The organism is Mucilaginibacter terrigena (assembly GCF_004168255.1).
Classification (GTDB): domain Bacteria; phylum Bacteroidota; class Bacteroidia; order Sphingobacteriales; family Sphingobacteriaceae; genus Mucilaginibacter; species Mucilaginibacter terrigena.
Map to the genome: position 1 here is coordinate 235029 of NZ_SEWG01000001.1, position 16504 is coordinate 251532.

The 16504-nt window shown below is 44.4% G+C and carries 14 protein-coding genes; 1 reads left to right on the forward strand and 13 read right to left on the reverse strand.

All coding sequences use genetic code 11. From position 1 onward, the window contains the following. The 8 genes from EWM62_RS01030 to EWM62_RS01060 are packed head-to-tail and all read right to left on the reverse strand — an operon-like array spanning nucleotide 1 to nucleotide 7989. A complete protein-coding gene (locus EWM62_RS01030; protein ID WP_129874784.1) occupies nucleotides 1-1344 on the reverse strand; it encodes a lipopolysaccharide biosynthesis protein in 1344 nt (447 codons plus the stop codon). Between the two features lie 15 nt (nucleotides 1345-1359). Next, nucleotides 1360-1974 (reverse strand): acyltransferase, encoded by a 615-nt coding sequence (locus EWM62_RS19725; RefSeq protein ID WP_129874785.1) that lies wholly within the window; start codon nucleotides 1972-1974, stop codon nucleotides 1360-1362. A gap of 13 nt (nucleotides 1975-1987) precedes the next feature. Then, a complete protein-coding gene (locus EWM62_RS01040; RefSeq protein WP_129874786.1) occupies nucleotides 1988-3493 on the reverse strand; it encodes an O-antigen ligase family protein in 1506 nt (501 codons plus the stop codon). 12 nt (nucleotides 3494-3505) lie between these two features. Further along, nucleotides 3506-3643: a hypothetical protein gene (locus tag EWM62_RS19425; RefSeq protein ID WP_203234953.1), complete on the reverse strand. Its 138-nt coding sequence runs from the start codon at nucleotides 3641-3643 to the stop codon at nucleotides 3506-3508. A 47-nt stretch (nucleotides 3644-3690) separates the two neighbouring features. Further along, the gene (locus EWM62_RS01045; RefSeq protein WP_129874787.1) at nucleotides 3691-5841 is read right to left on the reverse strand and encodes an exopolysaccharide transport family protein; all 2151 of its coding nucleotides are present in this window, start codon (nucleotides 5839-5841) and stop codon (nucleotides 3691-3693) included. 3 nt (nucleotides 5842-5844) lie between these two features. Further along, on the reverse strand, nucleotides 5845-6525 hold the full coding sequence (locus EWM62_RS01050) for a TolC family protein (RefSeq protein WP_129874788.1): 681 nt from the start codon (nucleotides 6523-6525) through the stop codon (nucleotides 5845-5847). Between the two features lie 2 nt (nucleotides 6526-6527). After that, nucleotides 6528-7622, reverse strand: a complete 1095-nt coding sequence (locus tag EWM62_RS01055) for a sugar transferase (RefSeq protein ID WP_129874789.1) — start codon at nucleotides 7620-7622, stop codon at nucleotides 6528-6530. Beyond that, nucleotides 7600-7989: a response regulator gene (locus tag EWM62_RS01060; protein WP_129874790.1), complete on the reverse strand. Its 390-nt coding sequence runs from the start codon at nucleotides 7987-7989 to the stop codon at nucleotides 7600-7602. Before EWM62_RS01060 ends, EWM62_RS01055 begins: the two co-directional genes overlap by 23 nt. A 293-nt stretch (nucleotides 7990-8282) precedes the next feature. On the opposite strand from EWM62_RS01060, the gene EWM62_RS01065 reads away from it, so the two are divergent. Then, nucleotides 8283-9773, forward strand: coding sequence for a gluconokinase (locus tag EWM62_RS01065; RefSeq protein ID WP_129874791.1), 1491 nt, complete (start codon nucleotides 8283-8285; stop codon nucleotides 9771-9773). Here the strand turns inward: EWM62_RS01065 and EWM62_RS01070 are convergent. From EWM62_RS01070 to proB, 5 genes are all read right to left on the reverse strand, one after another. Then, complete coding sequence (locus EWM62_RS01070) at nucleotides 9770-10174, reverse strand: hypothetical protein (RefSeq protein ID WP_129874792.1); 405 nt, start codon at nucleotides 10172-10174, stop codon at nucleotides 9770-9772. The two genes, EWM62_RS01065 and EWM62_RS01070, sit on opposite strands and share 4 nt — an antisense overlap. Nucleotides 10175-10277: 103 nt before the next feature. Next, on the reverse strand, nucleotides 10278-12674 hold the full coding sequence (gene topA, locus EWM62_RS01075) for a type I DNA topoisomerase (RefSeq protein ID WP_129874793.1): 2397 nt from the start codon (nucleotides 12672-12674) through the stop codon (nucleotides 10278-10280). 212 nt (nucleotides 12675-12886) lie between these two features. Further along, nucleotides 12887-13975 (reverse strand): tRNA 2-thiouridine(34) synthase MnmA, encoded by a 1089-nt coding sequence (gene mnmA, locus EWM62_RS01080; protein ID WP_129874794.1) that lies wholly within the window; start codon nucleotides 13973-13975, stop codon nucleotides 12887-12889. A gap of 170 nt (nucleotides 13976-14145) precedes the next feature. Continuing rightward, the gene (locus tag EWM62_RS01085) at nucleotides 14146-15393 is read right to left on the reverse strand and encodes a glutamate-5-semialdehyde dehydrogenase (RefSeq protein WP_129874795.1); all 1248 of its coding nucleotides are present in this window, start codon (nucleotides 15391-15393) and stop codon (nucleotides 14146-14148) included. 1 nt (nucleotide 15394) lies between these two features. Beyond that, the gene (gene proB / locus EWM62_RS01090) at nucleotides 15395-16474 is read right to left on the reverse strand and encodes a glutamate 5-kinase (protein WP_129874796.1); all 1080 of its coding nucleotides are present in this window, start codon (nucleotides 16472-16474) and stop codon (nucleotides 15395-15397) included. Nucleotides 16475-16504 lie beyond the last annotated feature (30 nt).

The following is a 16504-nucleotide window of genomic DNA, read 5'->3' on the forward strand; positions in this document are numbered from 1 at the left end:
TTAAATATCAACCTTATCTGTTTTGGATTTTTCCAATAAATGGCTAACAATGCCTTTTAACTCGTGGTAACCAATACTGAAAATATCTCTTATCGTAAATTTGAGGTGTTTTTTTAGTGTGTAATAACCAAACAATGCCCCTGCAAAAAAGGTGAACAGCGAAGCGATAGCAACCGCGTATAAACTGTGAAAAATAAAGATCCCAATAAAATCGCCGGCTACATTAACTACAAGCATTAACAATACCTTTAACATGTTAAGGTGCGGTTTATTGATAATATCCAGCGTAATGCCAAAAAACCTGTCGATAGGCATGAGCATTACGTAACACATAAACAGGCGGAATATATTAACAGCTTCGGTATCGCGGTACTGTTTTCCAAAAAGTATCTCGATAACAACCTCTCCCAACAAAAAGGCAACAATGGCAATAGGTATAAGCGCTACCGTAAGCATACCGGCGTATCGTTTCATGATAACTGCAACCTCTTCGGGGTTATTTTTATGTACTGCTGCCGAAAGCTCGGGCATTGCCGTAGCGACACCGGCGCGCATGGGAATTTCAAACACCTCCATCAATCGCTGCGGTATATAATAAACCGCCAGCAGGGCGGGGTTAAACATTAATTTGATGATAAAAGTATCTGAACTGCGCAGCAGATACGAGCTGATAGAGGTGCCTACGCTGAATTTACCGAAATGTGCCAGCTGGCTAACGGTTTCTTTAGTGCGGTGCTTTATGGTACGGATCTTAGCCCATCCGTTAAAAATGGTTAGCAACGAGGTTACCGCGCTGCCTGCAAAATAGGCATACACCGCCGTTTGAAAAGACAGCTTGTGCAAAAATATCAGGGTGAGGATAAAGATGAGAAAAAGCCCCTGGTTAACAACCTGTAAAATAAGCATCCGGCCAAATTTTTCTTCGGCCTGTAAAATGTACGATGCTACGGCGGCGGGTAAGGTGGTTATATAAATTATGCCAAACCACTGTATGGTTGTTTCTGTATCGATACTTTTACTGCGGTAAAAAAGGTAGATGAGGCCATCTGCAGCAACAAATATAAGCGCCTGCACCAGGCCGACATACCAGGCCGATCCGGCAACATTTACCGCCCTTTTTTTGCTTGCACCGGCATAAAATTTAATAAGCGATGTTTGTACAAAACCATTACGAAAGGTATCGGCAAGCAGGATGGTTATTAGCAGAAAAATGTAATTACCAAAATCGGCCGCGGGGAGGTTATGGGCCATTAATGATAGCACAAGCATACCTATAACCGGCATAGCCGCACTTGTGGCTAAGGATATGGTATGCTTGTTTACAAGTTTGTTTAAATTGGGCATATACTGCTTATACGGCTAAACCCTTTCCCAGGTGGCTGTGTCGAAATTATATTTTTTGATAACCTTTGCGGGGTTACCTACGGCAACGCAATACTCGGGTATATCTTTTGTAACTACGCTGCCCGCGCCAATAACCGAATGCTTGCCAATGGTTACACCGGCTGTAATTACCGCGTTGGCACCTATCCAAACATCATCGCAAACGGTAATTTGATTAGTGATAACTTTTTGCAATCGGGTAGATACCGTAACATCTTCGAAACCATGGTTTAAGCCTGATAGTACAACATGCTGCGCCATGGTTACATAGTTACCTAAAGTTACAGGGCCTATCATAATATTACTGAGGCCGATACCTGTATGGTGGCCAATTATAATATCGCCCACACCGTTGTTAATAACGGCAAAATCCTCTATAACGCTGTAGGCGCCAAGTTCAAAGTGATTGAAGGGAAAAATATCAAGCCGCGAATAGAACCGGATAACCGACCCCCGGCCGCGTTTGTGTATAAAAGGCGTAATAAACCACTTTACCCAAAGCCTTGGCGCAGCCCTGCCCGGTTGCACAATAAGCCAGTGTACAAACTTTTTTAACCGTGGGTTTGATTTTACTATAGTAAGTAACGACATTATCTATTTTTTATCAGGCGGTTAGTTTAGCACCCTTATTATTGATCTCTGCTTCCCGTTCCTGCTTATCTAACCTTAACGTTACGCTTAACAATGCACATGCAAGATAGAACAAAATATTCGACGGATATTGCACTAATGCCTGTTGCGGATAATTACCAATATTAAATACAAATATGATCAATACCATTGCCAAACAATAAATTTTAAGTTCGGGATTTTTTATCAGATAATAATTATTAATACCAGTTTTTAATATCACAAACATTAAAGTACAAAACAGCAGCAAGCCTATATATCCCATTTCTACAGCAACACGTACATAACCGCTATCCGGCGGAAATTTTGCGAGGAACGAGTTTGGCGCGAACCGCCGCCCCCATATACCTACCGAACCCAGGCCACCGCCAATTGGATGCGATAGTATATACGGTTTAATGCGCTTTTGGTTTTCGGCGCGTACGTTAAATGATGCATCATCTGATGGCCTGAAAGCCGTTTGAAAGCGCTTTATAAACTGGTTGGAGGTAGGCATAAATATCAAAATGCCCAAAGCAAAGCCCGCACCAATAACAAACATTAATATCTTTTTGTTAAAATTCATAACAGCCAGTAGTGCCAATGCCGCCGGTGGTAAAACATACGCCCCCCTGGTGCCCGAGTATAACATCACCAGGAAAAAGAAGGGTATCATACAGGCCAGTATTATTTTTTTGTAGGTTTTTATCTTACGGAAGATAATGCACAAACATAGTATAGCCGCAACAACCATATTGTACGAAAAAGTTACCGGATCTGGGAAGATGGCAACCTTACGCAAATGGCCGTTGATGTATAAAAAGCTTAAACGCAGCGGGTCTGAATAGTACCAGGTTTTTTCGAACGAAAAAAGGCCGAAGTTTTCCTGCTGAAAGCCGGACAAAGCCGACAGGAACGCCAGCACCAGCCAAAGCTTTATTAAAAACCGGATGGTTTCGACCGAGCGGATCTGGTAAACAAATATAAAGTACATGAGCATGATAAAGCCCACCGTACGTACCGTATAAACCCAGGCCAGTATTGATGGCGATACAGGGTTTATAACCTCCAGGAAGTTATAGGCCAGCCAGGCAAGTACCAGATAGCTAATGGGGTTTTGAAAGTAGGTCCAGTCTTTATCGTACTTAAATTTTAATAAAAATCCGAATATAAGCAGATAGGTAATGGCATCAAGGATAATACCGGTAGGGGTGTCGGGCGGTACAAATTCAGAAACATAGTTCAGGAAGAAGGCCACCACCATTAAAACCGCTATCCCGAACTTTGGATAGGCTACAATACCCAAAACTATTGGGATACCAATAAATACCACCAGCAGGCCCCCCGCCGCTATAATGCCCCCAACAGCTATGGCAGCAGCTACAAACAGCGCCACAGGCAACAACAGCAGGATCAGCTTAAACGTAGATATTTCGCCCGAGATCAGCTTATGGAAGAAATTGGCAATAAAGCCTGTTTTTTGTGCCTGGTTGTTAAGCATGTAATGCCTTATTTAGAAAAATAAAATCTTAGCTGCCCAAACAAATACACCTACAAAGGCCAATACAATAGCCGCTTTGCGTGTTTTTTGTTCAAGAGGGGTAAGGTCTTTAAAAACATCGCCCTCTTTCTCTGCCGGTTTTATCCTCATGTTAAAAAGAATTAAAGGTTAATAGTGAGCCAGCATTGCCCGGTAGATCAGAACCTGTCCTTTTTTGGGTCGGTTTTGTTTAACACCCAGCCGGCAAATTTTCCGTTAAGGTTTCTTAAAAAATTTATATCATCTTTTTGCCACTTGGCAATACCTTTATTGGCCTCGTAAATGGCGATGGTTTTATTTGCGAACAGTAACCATTCTTTTGACTTGTTGAGGGATGAAAGCGGCGGTGTTTCAATAATGATGATATCGTACTTGGTTTTTAACTCGTTAAACCTGCTGCGGATAAAATTCTCGTCGCTAACTTCCAGCAGGGTTACATCGCCGCCGTGGTTACCCATTACGTTTGTAGTATTGCTAAAAGGCTCGTAATTATCAGGGTTATTTTTAAAATAGTCCTCAACATACACCTTGGGCTGCACTGTGTTACTAATTGTTGGGTTAATAAAGTTACCATCTATCAGCAATACCTTTTTGTTGATCATGGAGTAGGAGTAAGCCAGGCTGATGGCCAGCACCGTTTTACCTTCGTGGTTGGCCAAGCTGGTAATGCCCAGCACCTTCTCGCCGCGCAGCTCCTGGTCTATCTCAAAACGGATAGAACGGATCAGTTCTTTAAACAGCTTCATTTTATCGCGGTGCTCTACATCCCAAAGCTTTTTAAGGTCGAGCGAACCCATAACCGTGTTTAAATGGCCAAGTAATGGCAAATGCGTACGGTTAACCAGGTCGCGGGGCTCTTTAATGGTGTCATCAAAAAAGAATATCCCAAATAATACAATTACACAAAATGCAAAGCTTACCATACCTCCTAATATGATCAGCAGCATTTTTTTGGAGGGCTCGGCAGCATCCGGTGTGGCAGCCTCGGCCTGTCTTAGCTTTATAGAGAAGGTTGACTGCAGGTTGGTTTGGTTGTATTTGTTCAATACATCAAGGTATTCTTTACTGGCAATGTCGATATCGTAATTGTAGGTTTTAACATTGGCATCAAAGGGCACTAAACGGTTAAATTTGGCATTTAACTGGTTTAACGACCCGGTAATAGCTTTGATGCTGTATTTAGCCAGGTCGCGGGTTACTTCGAGCGTAAGTTTTTGTTTTACCAGGTCATCCTTAGCGGTTAACGGGCTGGTGATGTACTTATCAGAAGTTTGGTTTATTTGAGCGGTAAGCTTACCCGACAGCGAATCGATAGCCGGTTTTAATTTAGGGTTAAAACCGCTCCTCACATACCTGTCGGTAAGCAGGTGCAGTTGGTCCTGCGAATTGATGACATCCTGGTTGTATTTGCTGATGGTTGCCTCGATGTATTTACGCTCGCCCGGGTCAAACTTATTGTTGATCTTTTGGATAGCGCCATCGTACGAGGCAACATCTTTTTCGGCCTGCTGCTTACGATCGTTAAAGATCATGATCTGGTCAAAGATCGATTTCGACTGTTCATCAAGATTAATGATGCCGTTCTTGATCTTATAATCCTGCAGCTGCTGTGTTTTTGTGTTTAATGCCCGGCGCTTTTCGTCGAGCAATTTTGCCAGGTAATTAACCGCGTCGGTTTCGTTTTGCCTAACCGTGTGGGTATAGTAATCAATAAATTCCTTGCAAAGTACGTTAACCACAAAAGCCGATAGCTGCGGGTTGCCTGATTCATAACTCACCGTGATAAAATCGCTGTCCTCGTCGCGGTTAATGTAAAGATCTTTCCGTAGCGATCGCTCGTCGTACTTCATGGACCGTAACAGTTCGTTCAAGCCGTTCTCGTCCTTGTTATAATAGGAAAGGGGTTGGCGCTTGTTAAATTTATCGGTGAATAGTTCAACAGCGTGTTTGCGCGCTGCGGGGTTCATGCTTGCAAATAACTTGCTTTGGGGCTTAAACGGAACGCTATCGGTAAGGTCGTGCAATATAAGCTGATAAGATACCTGGTTAACAAGCGTTTTAAGCTTCATTATCTCTATCAGGTTGCTAAACTCGTGATTTATGGATTGCTCTTTAGCGGCGCCGGTGGGGTCGGCATCTAATAAGTGGCGCGATTCATCAACAATACCCGTGGCTATTTGTGCGCTTGATATGTATTTATCTGCAAGGTTTTTTACCAGGAAGTAAGAGACGATGATTGTAACCAGCGGAATAATGATCAGCAGGTTCTTATGTTTCCATAAAAGTTTAAAAAAATTCCCTAACTCCATGCCCTATTTAACCTCTTCTAATTTAACACCCAGAATTTCTTCAAGATTTGCCTTCGCAGTTAACGTGGCCAGTTCGCTTTGTACTTTGAATGAATTTTGATTGTATAAACTCGTTAAAGCTTCGTTATAATCGTGAAACGTGCTCTCACCTTTTTGAAACGTATATTTTAATTGTTTAACCGCAATTTCGCCATCAACAACAGCCCTTGCGCGGTTACGCAGGTCGGCCTGTGCTTCCAGGTAAGCAAAATACAGGCGCTTTACCTGGGCCTCGATAGATAAGTTGTATTGCTGCTGCTGATATTGGGCAATATTAACGGTTTCTTTGGCTGTACGGGTAGCAAAAGGCTTTGAAAGCAGTGCACCCAGATTTACCGAAATACCTATCTGGTAACCATTGAAAAAAGTAGGGTTGGCCAGGTTAAGCGAATTTCGCGGGCTGTAAATGTACGATGCCGTAAAAGCATCCAGCCACATCACCTTTGATTGCGTAAGCGCGGCTTTAGCTGCATTTACCTGTGCCTGGCGTACTTTAACCTCGGGGTAGTTCTTTTTTGCGGTAGCTATCAGTTTATCCAGATATGGATAGGAAACCTCGGTAATAAATGACTCTTGCGCATGCAATGCCGATGTGCTTAAAACGGCAAGCATCAACACGCAAAATATTTTCAATTTATTGTTCATTTTTAAACCTTCTCTTTTTGAAATAACGCGGGTACAGTTCCAATAATTATTTTCAGATCAAGCCACAACGAATATTTTTGTGCGTAAAAATTGTCGAGTTTTTTACGTTCCCGTTCGCTCATATCTTCTTTTCCCCGCCTGCTTATCTGCCACAACCCGGTTAAGCCGGCCGGCCCTAAAAAACGCATCGACCATTCGTTTGAAGTAAGCATTTCTGCTTCGTAAACAGGTAAAGGCCTGTTCCCCACTACAGACATATCGCCCCTGATGATATTAAACAACTGTGGTAGCTCATCAAGGCTTGAACCGCGCAGAAAGTTACCAAGCTTGGTAATACGCGGGTCGTTTTTTATTTTAACAAAGGCTGCCTTTGCCGACCCTTCTTCTTCGGCCGCGTACTGGTTGTTGTCAACAGCCATTTGTGCTAACAACTGGTCGGCATCGGTACGCATGCTCCTGAATTTGTAAAAATCGAATACCTTGTAACCCGTGCCTACGCGCTTGCTTTTATAAAATATGGGGCCTCTTGAATCTAATTTTATGGCTATTGCCACAAGCGCCATAACCGGCAGCAAACAAATAAACATACCGCCCGCTATAAACAGATCCAGAAACCGTTTGCCAAATGGCATTTTGTAGGTAATATCAACTTCCTTTGAAAGTTCAATCAGTTTCGGTTTTATCAGTTTAAATTTCACCAAAAAATTAAGCCTTTCGCGCAGGTCTGATGTAGAGAAAGGGTAGGTGTAAAAATCGTGCAATTTTAGCTGCATGGCTTTTTGCACCTGTTTTTTATCCTTTTTGGTTGACAGCATTACAATGATCAACCCGTTCAATAAAAAATTATGTCTTAAACGGTCAACCAGCGCGAAGCATTCTTCGTCCTTATCAACCTCAACCAATATAATATCGGGTATGGTTAGTATCGACTGATCGCCCAGGTAATCCTCAAGTTCTTTAATGGTGTTATTAAAATCTATGCGGAAATAACTTGCCAAATCATTCGCCACCAGTTCCTTCAATTCCAAGCCTGCATACGCAATCCTGATCTGGGAGTTCGAGTTTTCGTTCCAATCAGTTGCTGTCTTGTTCGTCATAAACTTTTAAGGCGTGATTAATGGCTGTTTTAAGGGTAGTAGGGTTAAACGGCTTATGCATGTAAGCATCAACCTTAAAAGGCATATTGGCAACCTGCTCGTCAAGGTCGTGTGCTGCCGAGAGCATGATAACAGGGATATCGCGGTAAAACCCGCTTATTTTAACATTTTTCAGGAATGATTGTCCGTCAAAATAAGGCATTTGTAAGTCAGAGATAATTAGTTTGGGCATGTTACCATCCTCCAGCCAGCTAAAAGCCTCAATACCATTGTTTTTTACAACTATCTCGTAATCTTTAGATAATATAAAGTTGAGTAATTTTAATATACTCAAATCGTCATCAACAATCAGTAAAGTTTTTTTCATGCCGACTCTAATTCGTAGTTTCTGGATATAAATATGACATTTTTATATTTAATACCCTAAAAAATATCATGCCAATTACTACTAAATGGTTATTGCCGGCACCAAATATTTATCTTACAGCTAACTACACAAAATTTTGGTTTTAGATTTTTTATTTAAAAGTAGGGTAAATTATCAGATAGTGAATTAAATTCCGCACTTCGGGATGCAATTGTTGACAAATATTGCCATTGTGGATTATTTTTTAAATATCTTCTGCTAAGTTTACGCATCCGGTTAACGGGGTTAAGGTTATGCAAAATTACTTGATAGGTATTGATTTGGGTACAGGCAGCACAAAAGCAGTAGCTGTTGATACTGCCGGCAAAACAATTGCCACCGCCCAAAGCCATTATCAAACCAGTAACCCCAAGCCCGGTTACAGCGAACAAAACCCCGAACTGATATGGCAGGCATTTGTAAAGTGCATAAACCAGGTAACCACTAAGTTAAATGCAGCCCCTATCGCTATCAGTTTCAGTAGTGCCATGCATAGTATTATGCCTGTTGATGAACATGGCAATGCCTTGGCGGATGCCATGCTTTGGTCTGATTCGCGAAGCGGGGATATTGCCCGGCAAATAAGAAAATCTGCCGAAGGCGAAGACCTTTACCGGCACACGGGTACGGCAATTTATGCCATGTCGCCCTTATGCAAGTTGATGTGGCTGCGCGAATACGACAACGCATTATTTAAAAAAGCCCATAAATTTATATCGGTTAAAGAGTACGTGTGGTTTAAGTTGTTCGGCGCTTTCGAGGTAGATTATTCTATAGCATCGGCCATGGGCATGTTTGATGTGCTGGAACTGAAATGGTATGATAAGGCGCTTGATTTAGCCGCGATCGATCTCTCAAAGCTTTCGATGCCTGTTAATACTAACCACAAGCGATACATTACAACGGATATTTTGCGCGGGGTTGATAGCCAAACCGCTTTTATTATCGGCGCCAGCGACGGCTGCTGTGCTAACCTGGGCGGCAACGCGGTAAGGCCGGGAGTAGGGGCGCTTACAATTGGCACCAGCGGCGCGGTAAGGGTAGGCGGCAACGCACCGGTGTATAATTATGATGCCATGACGTTTAATTACCTGCTAAATGCCAATACTTTCATCAGCGGCGGGGCGGTAAATAATGGCGGGGCGGCTGTAAACTGGCTCCTTAAAGATTTCCTAAAGATTGAACCGGTAACCGAAGAAACATACAGGCAACTTTTTAACGAAATAGAAACCGTAAAGCCCGGCAGCGACGGACTGGTATTTTTACCGTACCTGTACGGCGAACGCGCGCCCGTTTGGGATGCTAAAAGCTCGGGGGCGTTTATCAATATCAACTTTAAACACCAGCAACAGCACTTTTTAAGGGCAGCTTTAGAAGGGATTTGTTTTGCGTTGAACGATGTGCTTAAAGCCGTTGAAAACCCGGCGCAACCCATCAGCGAAGTTGTAATAAGCGGCGGGTTCATCTCATCGGCAACGTGGGTGCAACTACTGGCCGATATAACCGGCAAAAAACTGGTGTTGCTGCAATCTGGAGATGCATCGGCCATTGGCGCCATTTACCTGGCAATGGAAGCTTTAGGTGTGGATATCAGCCAAATTATAAATAACGAAGCCGCGGACAGGGTGGTGATAGAGCCGAATGCCGAAGCCTATGCTATCTACAGCAAGATTTTTCCTATCTACAAAAAGCTATACGCCGACCTTAGATCATCCATACATCAGTTGTACGATCTGAATAATTAAAGGATCATTACACCCGGTTTGTTAACAATGGGGAGTTTGATAAAGTTGTCGTCCACGATGCTTTCGGGCAGGAAGATGAATTTTTTGTCGAAGATCTCGCGCCCGATATAATAACTTAACCAATATTCGTTATTCAACCCAAAGGTTTGCTCGTCGATAGGCTCGATTAGTTTATAAGAGTTAGCTTCTACCAGCGGGAAGGAGTGGCGCAGGATGGAAGTTTTAACCAGTTCGCCATCTTTTTCACCGTAACCTTTTGAGGTTACCAGTACGTTTTCAAGCGGTACATTTTTTAAATTGATCAGGTACACATACCAGATCTTGCTTTCGGGGTTTTCACCTTCTAACGCAACCGCAACAGCTATATCTTTAACCACATTTGGTGGCAGGTCTTTTATCATTTTGTATTAGTTGTTGTAAGGTTGGAATGTTGCAAAGTTTAAATGTTGCTTTTCTAACGCGATATTAACGTTACAACATTCTAACTTTAAACGTTTCAACAAATTACTTCTTCTTCGTTACCGCTTTTTTATTGGCCGGCGCTTTTTTAGCCGCAGGTTTCGCGGCTGCTACGGTCTTCCCGAAACGGCCTTTTTTGGCATCCTTAGGCATGGCATCGGCCAAAGCCTTGCATTGCTCGTATGTTAGTGTTGTGGGGTCGGTAATGTCTTTAGGGATCTTAACGTTTAGTTTGCCAAATTCGATATATGGCCCCCAGCGCCCGTTTAAAACTTTAACGGTTTCATCCTCGGGGAACGATTTGATCAACCTTTCGGCATCCTTTTTACGCTTGGCTTCAATTAATTCAATTGCCTGCTCATGTGTAACATCAAGCGGATCCAACTCTTTGGGTACCGATATAAACGCGCTGTTATGGCTAATGTAAGGGCCAAAACGACCGATAGCCACCTTCATTACCTTACCTTCATACTCGCCCAAAGCTTTTGGTAGTTTAAACAATTCAAGCGCTTCTTCCAGGCTGATTGTTTCAATACTTTGGCCGGTGCGCAGGCTTGCATATAAAGGTTTTTCCTCGCTTTCGTCGCTTGGGTTATCACCAACCTGCACGAACGGACCGTAACGGCCTATACGTACCGACATTTTTTTACCGCTCTCCGGGTGTACGCCTAATTCGCGTTCGCCGGTTGCTTTGTCGGCAGTTTCAATAGTGCTTTGTACATCCTTATGAAAAGGGTCGTAAAAAGTACGGATCATCTTTGTCCAATCCTGCAGGCCCTGGGCTATCTCATCAAACTGTTTTTCAACGCTGGCGGTAAAGTTAAAATCGACAATGCCCTGGAAATGCAACACTAAAAAGTCGTTCACTACAGCGCCAATATCTGTAGGGAATAGCTTACCACGCTCGGCGCCGGTATTCTCGGTTTTGGTTTCCTTGCTGATGTTACCGCCTTTTAGCGTCATCACCCTAAAGTTACGCTGGCGGCCTTCGCGCTCTTCCTTAACCACGTAACCGCGGTTTTGTATGGTAGATATGGTAGGGGCGTAGGTTGATGGGCGACCGATACCAAGTTCTTCTAATTTTTTCACCAAACTTGCTTCGGTATAACGTGCAGGCGGGCGCGAGAACCTTTCGGTGGCCGATAATTCCTGCAAGGCTAAAACCTGGCCTTTGGTTAACGGGGGCAATATGGCATTCTCGCCGTCGGCGGTTTGTTCCTCGTCTTCGTCAAAGCTTTCCAGGTAAACCTTCAGGAAACCATCAAACTTCATTACTTCACCGTTGGCGACCAGGTCTTCTTCACGTGTTGATATACTGATCTTTGCAACGGTTTTCTCAAACTGCGCTTCACTCATTTGCGATGCGATAGCGCGTTTCCAGATCAGTTCGTAAAGGCGTTTCTCGTTACTTTCGCCATCAATGGTATGGTTGTTAAAGTATGTAGGGCGGATGGCTTCGTGGGCTTCCTGTGCTCCTGCGCTTTTGGTTTTATATTTCCTTTGCTGATGGTATTTATCGCCATAGGCAGATGTTATCTCCTGTTGCGCGGCGTTCAATGCGGTATCGCTCAGGTTCACCGAATCGGTACGCATATAAGTGATATACCCCGACTCGTAAAGGCGTTGCGCGACCTGCATGGTACGCGCAACCGAATAACCCAATTTACGGCTGGCTTCCTGCTGCAGAGTGGAGGTTGTAAATGGCGCGGCAGGCGAACGCTTGGTTGGCCTGGTCTCCAGTGATTTTATCTCGAAGATGGCATCGATACAATCCTGCAAAAACTTCTCGGCGTCTTCCTGTTTGCTGAAACGCTCGGGCAGTTCGGCTTTAAAGGCATCGCGGCCTTTGCCAAACAGGGCCACTATTTTAAAGGCGGCGTCTGATTTAAATTTGTTTACCTCGCGTTCGCGGTCAACGATCAGCCTAACGGCTACCGATTGTACACGCCCGGCAGACAGCGACGGTTTAACCTTTTTCCACAAAACGGGCGAAAGCTCAAAACCCACCAAACGGTCTAAAACGCGGCGAGCTTGCTGTGCATTTACCAGGTTGTAATCTATTTTACGCGGGTTTTCGATAGCGCGCATAATGGCCGGTTTTGTTATCTCGTGGAAAACAATGCGGCGGGTATCGGGCTCTTTTAATCCTAAAGTTTCAAATAAGTGCCATGATATGGCTTCTCCCTCGCGGTCCTCATCGGACGCGAGCCATACAATGTCTGCTTCTTTAGCTAATTTCTTTAACTCGCTAACTACCTGCTTTTTATCGGCTGGTACTTCATACCTTTGCGAGAAGTTGTTGTTGATATCGATGGCATCTTCGGATTTTATCAGGTCGCGGATATGGCCGTAACTCGATTTTACGGTAAAGTCCTTCCCGAGGTATCCTTCAATGGTTTTGGCTTTCGCCGGTGATTCAACAATGAGTAAATTTTTAGCCATTTAAGCGCGTGTTTTTTTGCAAAGAAAACATAAAATGCATTAGAAACGCAAATTAATTATACTGTTGAAAGGTTGTAATGTTTTAAAGTTGGAAAGTTTTAAGGCTTTACAAGACTAAAGTGGATGAATATTGGAAGGGTTTTAATAGTTCGAAACATATAAAGTGAAAACAACCTTACAACATTCAAACCTTTCAACCTTCCAACAAATATCTAAATCAAAAACCCACCACCCAGCAGATCACTGCCTTCATAAAATACCGCCGACTGGCCCGGTGCTATGCCCGATACCATGTGGTCGAACGATACCTTCATGTGGTCGCCAATTTGTACGATCTTACTTTCGGTACCGGCATCTTTGTAGCGGATCTTGGTTACCGCTTCGATGGGTTCTTTAATGCTTTCGTATTTGACCAGGTTAAGGTTACGTACCCATGCTTCCTTCTTTTCCAGTTCTTCGATGGTACCCAAAACAACCGTATTGCTTTCGGGCTGAATTTTGGTAACAAACATGGGTTTGCCCAAAGCAATGCCCAAACCCTTACGCTGGCCTATAGTGTAATAAGGATACCCCAGGTGTTTGCCCACTGCGGTGCCGTCTGTTAGTACAAAGTTGCCCGGGCCAATACGTTCGTCAAGGTCTTCTACTTTATGCCTTAGAAACGCTCTGTAGTCGTTATCCGGCACAAAGCAGATCTCGTAGCTTTCGCTTTTGCCCGCCAGTTCCAGTTGGCCCATATCAACAGCCATCTGCCTTATTTCGGGCTTAGAAAAACTGCCTAAAGGAAATTTGGTACGCGCAAGGTTTTGCTGCGATACGCCCCAAAGCACGTACGACTGGTCTTTATTCTCGTCCTTACCTTTTGATATCACGTAGCGGCCGTTATCCTGCTCGCGGATGTTAGCGTAGTGACCGGTCGCGATAAATTCGCAATCCAGCTTATCGGCACGTTTTAAAAGGGCTTCCCATTTAATGTGGGTGTTGCACAGTACGCATGGGTTAGGGGTGCGGCCGGCAAGGTATTCATCCACAAAGTTATCGATCACAAAATCACCAAACTCGTTACGGATATCCAATATATAATGCGGGAAGCCATAGCCAACGGCCAGGGCACGCGCATCGTTAATGCTGTCCAGGCTGCAGCAGCCGGTTTCTTTAGAACTGCCACCACTTGCGGCGTAGTCCCAGGTTTTCATGGTAAGGCCAATAACCTCGTAGCCCTGTTCATGCAGCATAACTGCCGCTACAGAACTATCAACGCCACCACTCATTGCCACTAAGATCCTACCGTGCTTACTCATATTGAGCGCAAAGATAAGGTTTTACACTTTATTGTGTTTATGGCTTGGGTCAGGGGAGGGTAAAATGGGACCGGGATTGAGGGGATTTTATTGATTTGTTGGATTTTGACCTTTTTATGTCGAAGATTGCCACGTCGCTATCGCTCCTCGCAAAGACGATTGGGAAAGAATTACCCCTTTCTCACCTGCCCGCTTCCCTTCACAATCCACTTGTAGCTCGTCAACTCCTCAAGCCCCATGGGGCCGCGGGCGTGGAGCTTTTGGGTGCTGATGCCAATTTCGGCGCCGAGGCCAAACTGGGCGCCATCGGTAAAGGCGGTTGATGTATTTACATAAACCGCGGCGGCATCAACACGGTTTAGGAATGTTTCGATATTAAGCTCATCCTCAGAAATGATAGCCTCGCTGTGTTTAGAACTGTTGATGGCGATATGTTCCAAAGCCTGTTGTAGGTTGCTAACAGTTTTAATGGCCATCTTCATCGATAAAAACTCCGTGCCAAAATGTTCGGGTTGGGCAGGTTCTAAAAGATTGGAAGGGTATAGGCCATCCAACACCTCGTAAGCTTTTTTATCCGCGTAAATAGTTACGCCTTTTTCGCCCAAAGGTTCGGCGATGTGCAGCAGGTCGCCGATGCGTTTACTGTTGATGATGAGGCAATCCAGCGCGTTACAAACACTTACCCGTCGGGTTTTGGCGTTATCGATAATGGCGATGGCTTTTTCCAGGTCGCCGGTTTCATCAAAGTAGGTGTGTACTATGCCCGCGCCGGTTTCAATCACGGGCACTTTACTATTATCGCGCACGTAATTAATGAGCGATTGACTGCCCCTCGGTATCAATACATCCACATAACCAACAGCATTGAGCAGGGCTTCGGTAGCCTCACGTTCTACAGGTAGCAAGGTAGCGGCGTTTACATCAATTTGATGTGCAGACAATACGCCGTGAATAACCTTGATGATAGACCGGTTAGAAAAATCAGCATCGCTGCCGCCTTTTAATATGCTGACGTTACCCGTTTTAAAACACAGCGCGAATACATCGAAAGTAACATTTGGCCTGGCTTCATAAATTACACCGACCACGCCAAGGGGTACACGCACTTTTTTTATCTGTAAACCATTTGGCAGGGTTTTATCAGACAATACCTTTCCCAGCGGACTATCCAATGCCGCCACATTTTCCATATCGGCAGCTATGGCTTTTATCCTGTCGGCGGTAAGCGTAAGGCGGTCGTATTTTGGGTCGGTGGGGTTCATTCGCTCCATGTCTTTTTTGTTTTCCTGCAGCAGGTAATCCGTTTGTTCGATAGCAGCCTTGGCAACATCAAGCAATACCTTATTGATAACAGCAGGCGACAAGGCGGCGTTACGGCCGGCAACTAAAGCATTCTCGAAATAGTGGTTATAGCTCATATTATCCCTGTAAATAAAGGTAATCGTAATGCACCAGCGCTTTCTGGTTCTTTTGGCCGGTAAGCTCGCGGGCCTTTTCAGACCCATACTCGGCAAGGCCCAGTCCAATTGTTTTGTTGTGCTCGTCTATTATCTTAATGATCTCGCCCTTTTTAAAATCCGACACGATACGCGTTATACCCACCGGCAGCAGGCTGGATGCCTTGTTGGAGATCAGCACGGTTTTAGCGCCTTCGTTAACCTGTACTACGCCGGTTGCCGCATTTTCTGAATGGGCTATCCATTTCTTTTTGCCCGATGCCTTTTTGGTAGGGGTAAAGCGGGTGTGCGCCACTTTATCAGCTAATACATCAAGCAGTATATTTTCTTTGGTACCGTTGGCTATGTGTACGGCTATACCCAGCTTGGCTGTTTTTTGCGCGATGGTGGATTTGGTGATCATCCCCCCGCGGCCAAACTGCGAACGGCCCGAACTTACGAAGGATGCAAAATCTATCCCCGCATCGTTTACTTCGGTTATAACAAAAGAACTCTCCAGTTTTGGGTCGCCGGTATAGATGCCATCAACGTTGGTTAAAACAAAAAGCGCCTGAGCGTTCAACATTGCAGCTATCAGGCCTGCCAGTTCGTCGTTATCGGTAAACATTAGTTCGGTTACCGATACCACGTCATTCTCGTTTATTACGGGGATAACCTGGTGCTGCAATAATATTTCCAGGCAGTTGCGCATATTCAGGTAATGCAGCCTGTCACGAAAATCTTCTTTGGTTACCAATACCTGCGAACATAATATTTTGAATTTCTCGAAAAGCTGCGAGTAGGTGTTAATGAGCTTTACCTGCCCGATAGAAGCCAGCAACTGGCGGATAGCTACCGCATCAGATTTTTCGGAAACCGATATCAAACTCCTGCCCGATGCTACCGCGCCCGACGATACCAGGATCACTTCAATACCCTGCCTCTTTATTTCGGCTACCTGGCTTACCAAATGGGCAATACGCTCTATGTCGGGCAGCCCGTCTGCACGGGTTATCACGTTCGAACCTATTTTGATAATAATGCGCCGGTAATTGAATGACATTAATGTATACAGATTTAGTCGACAATAATA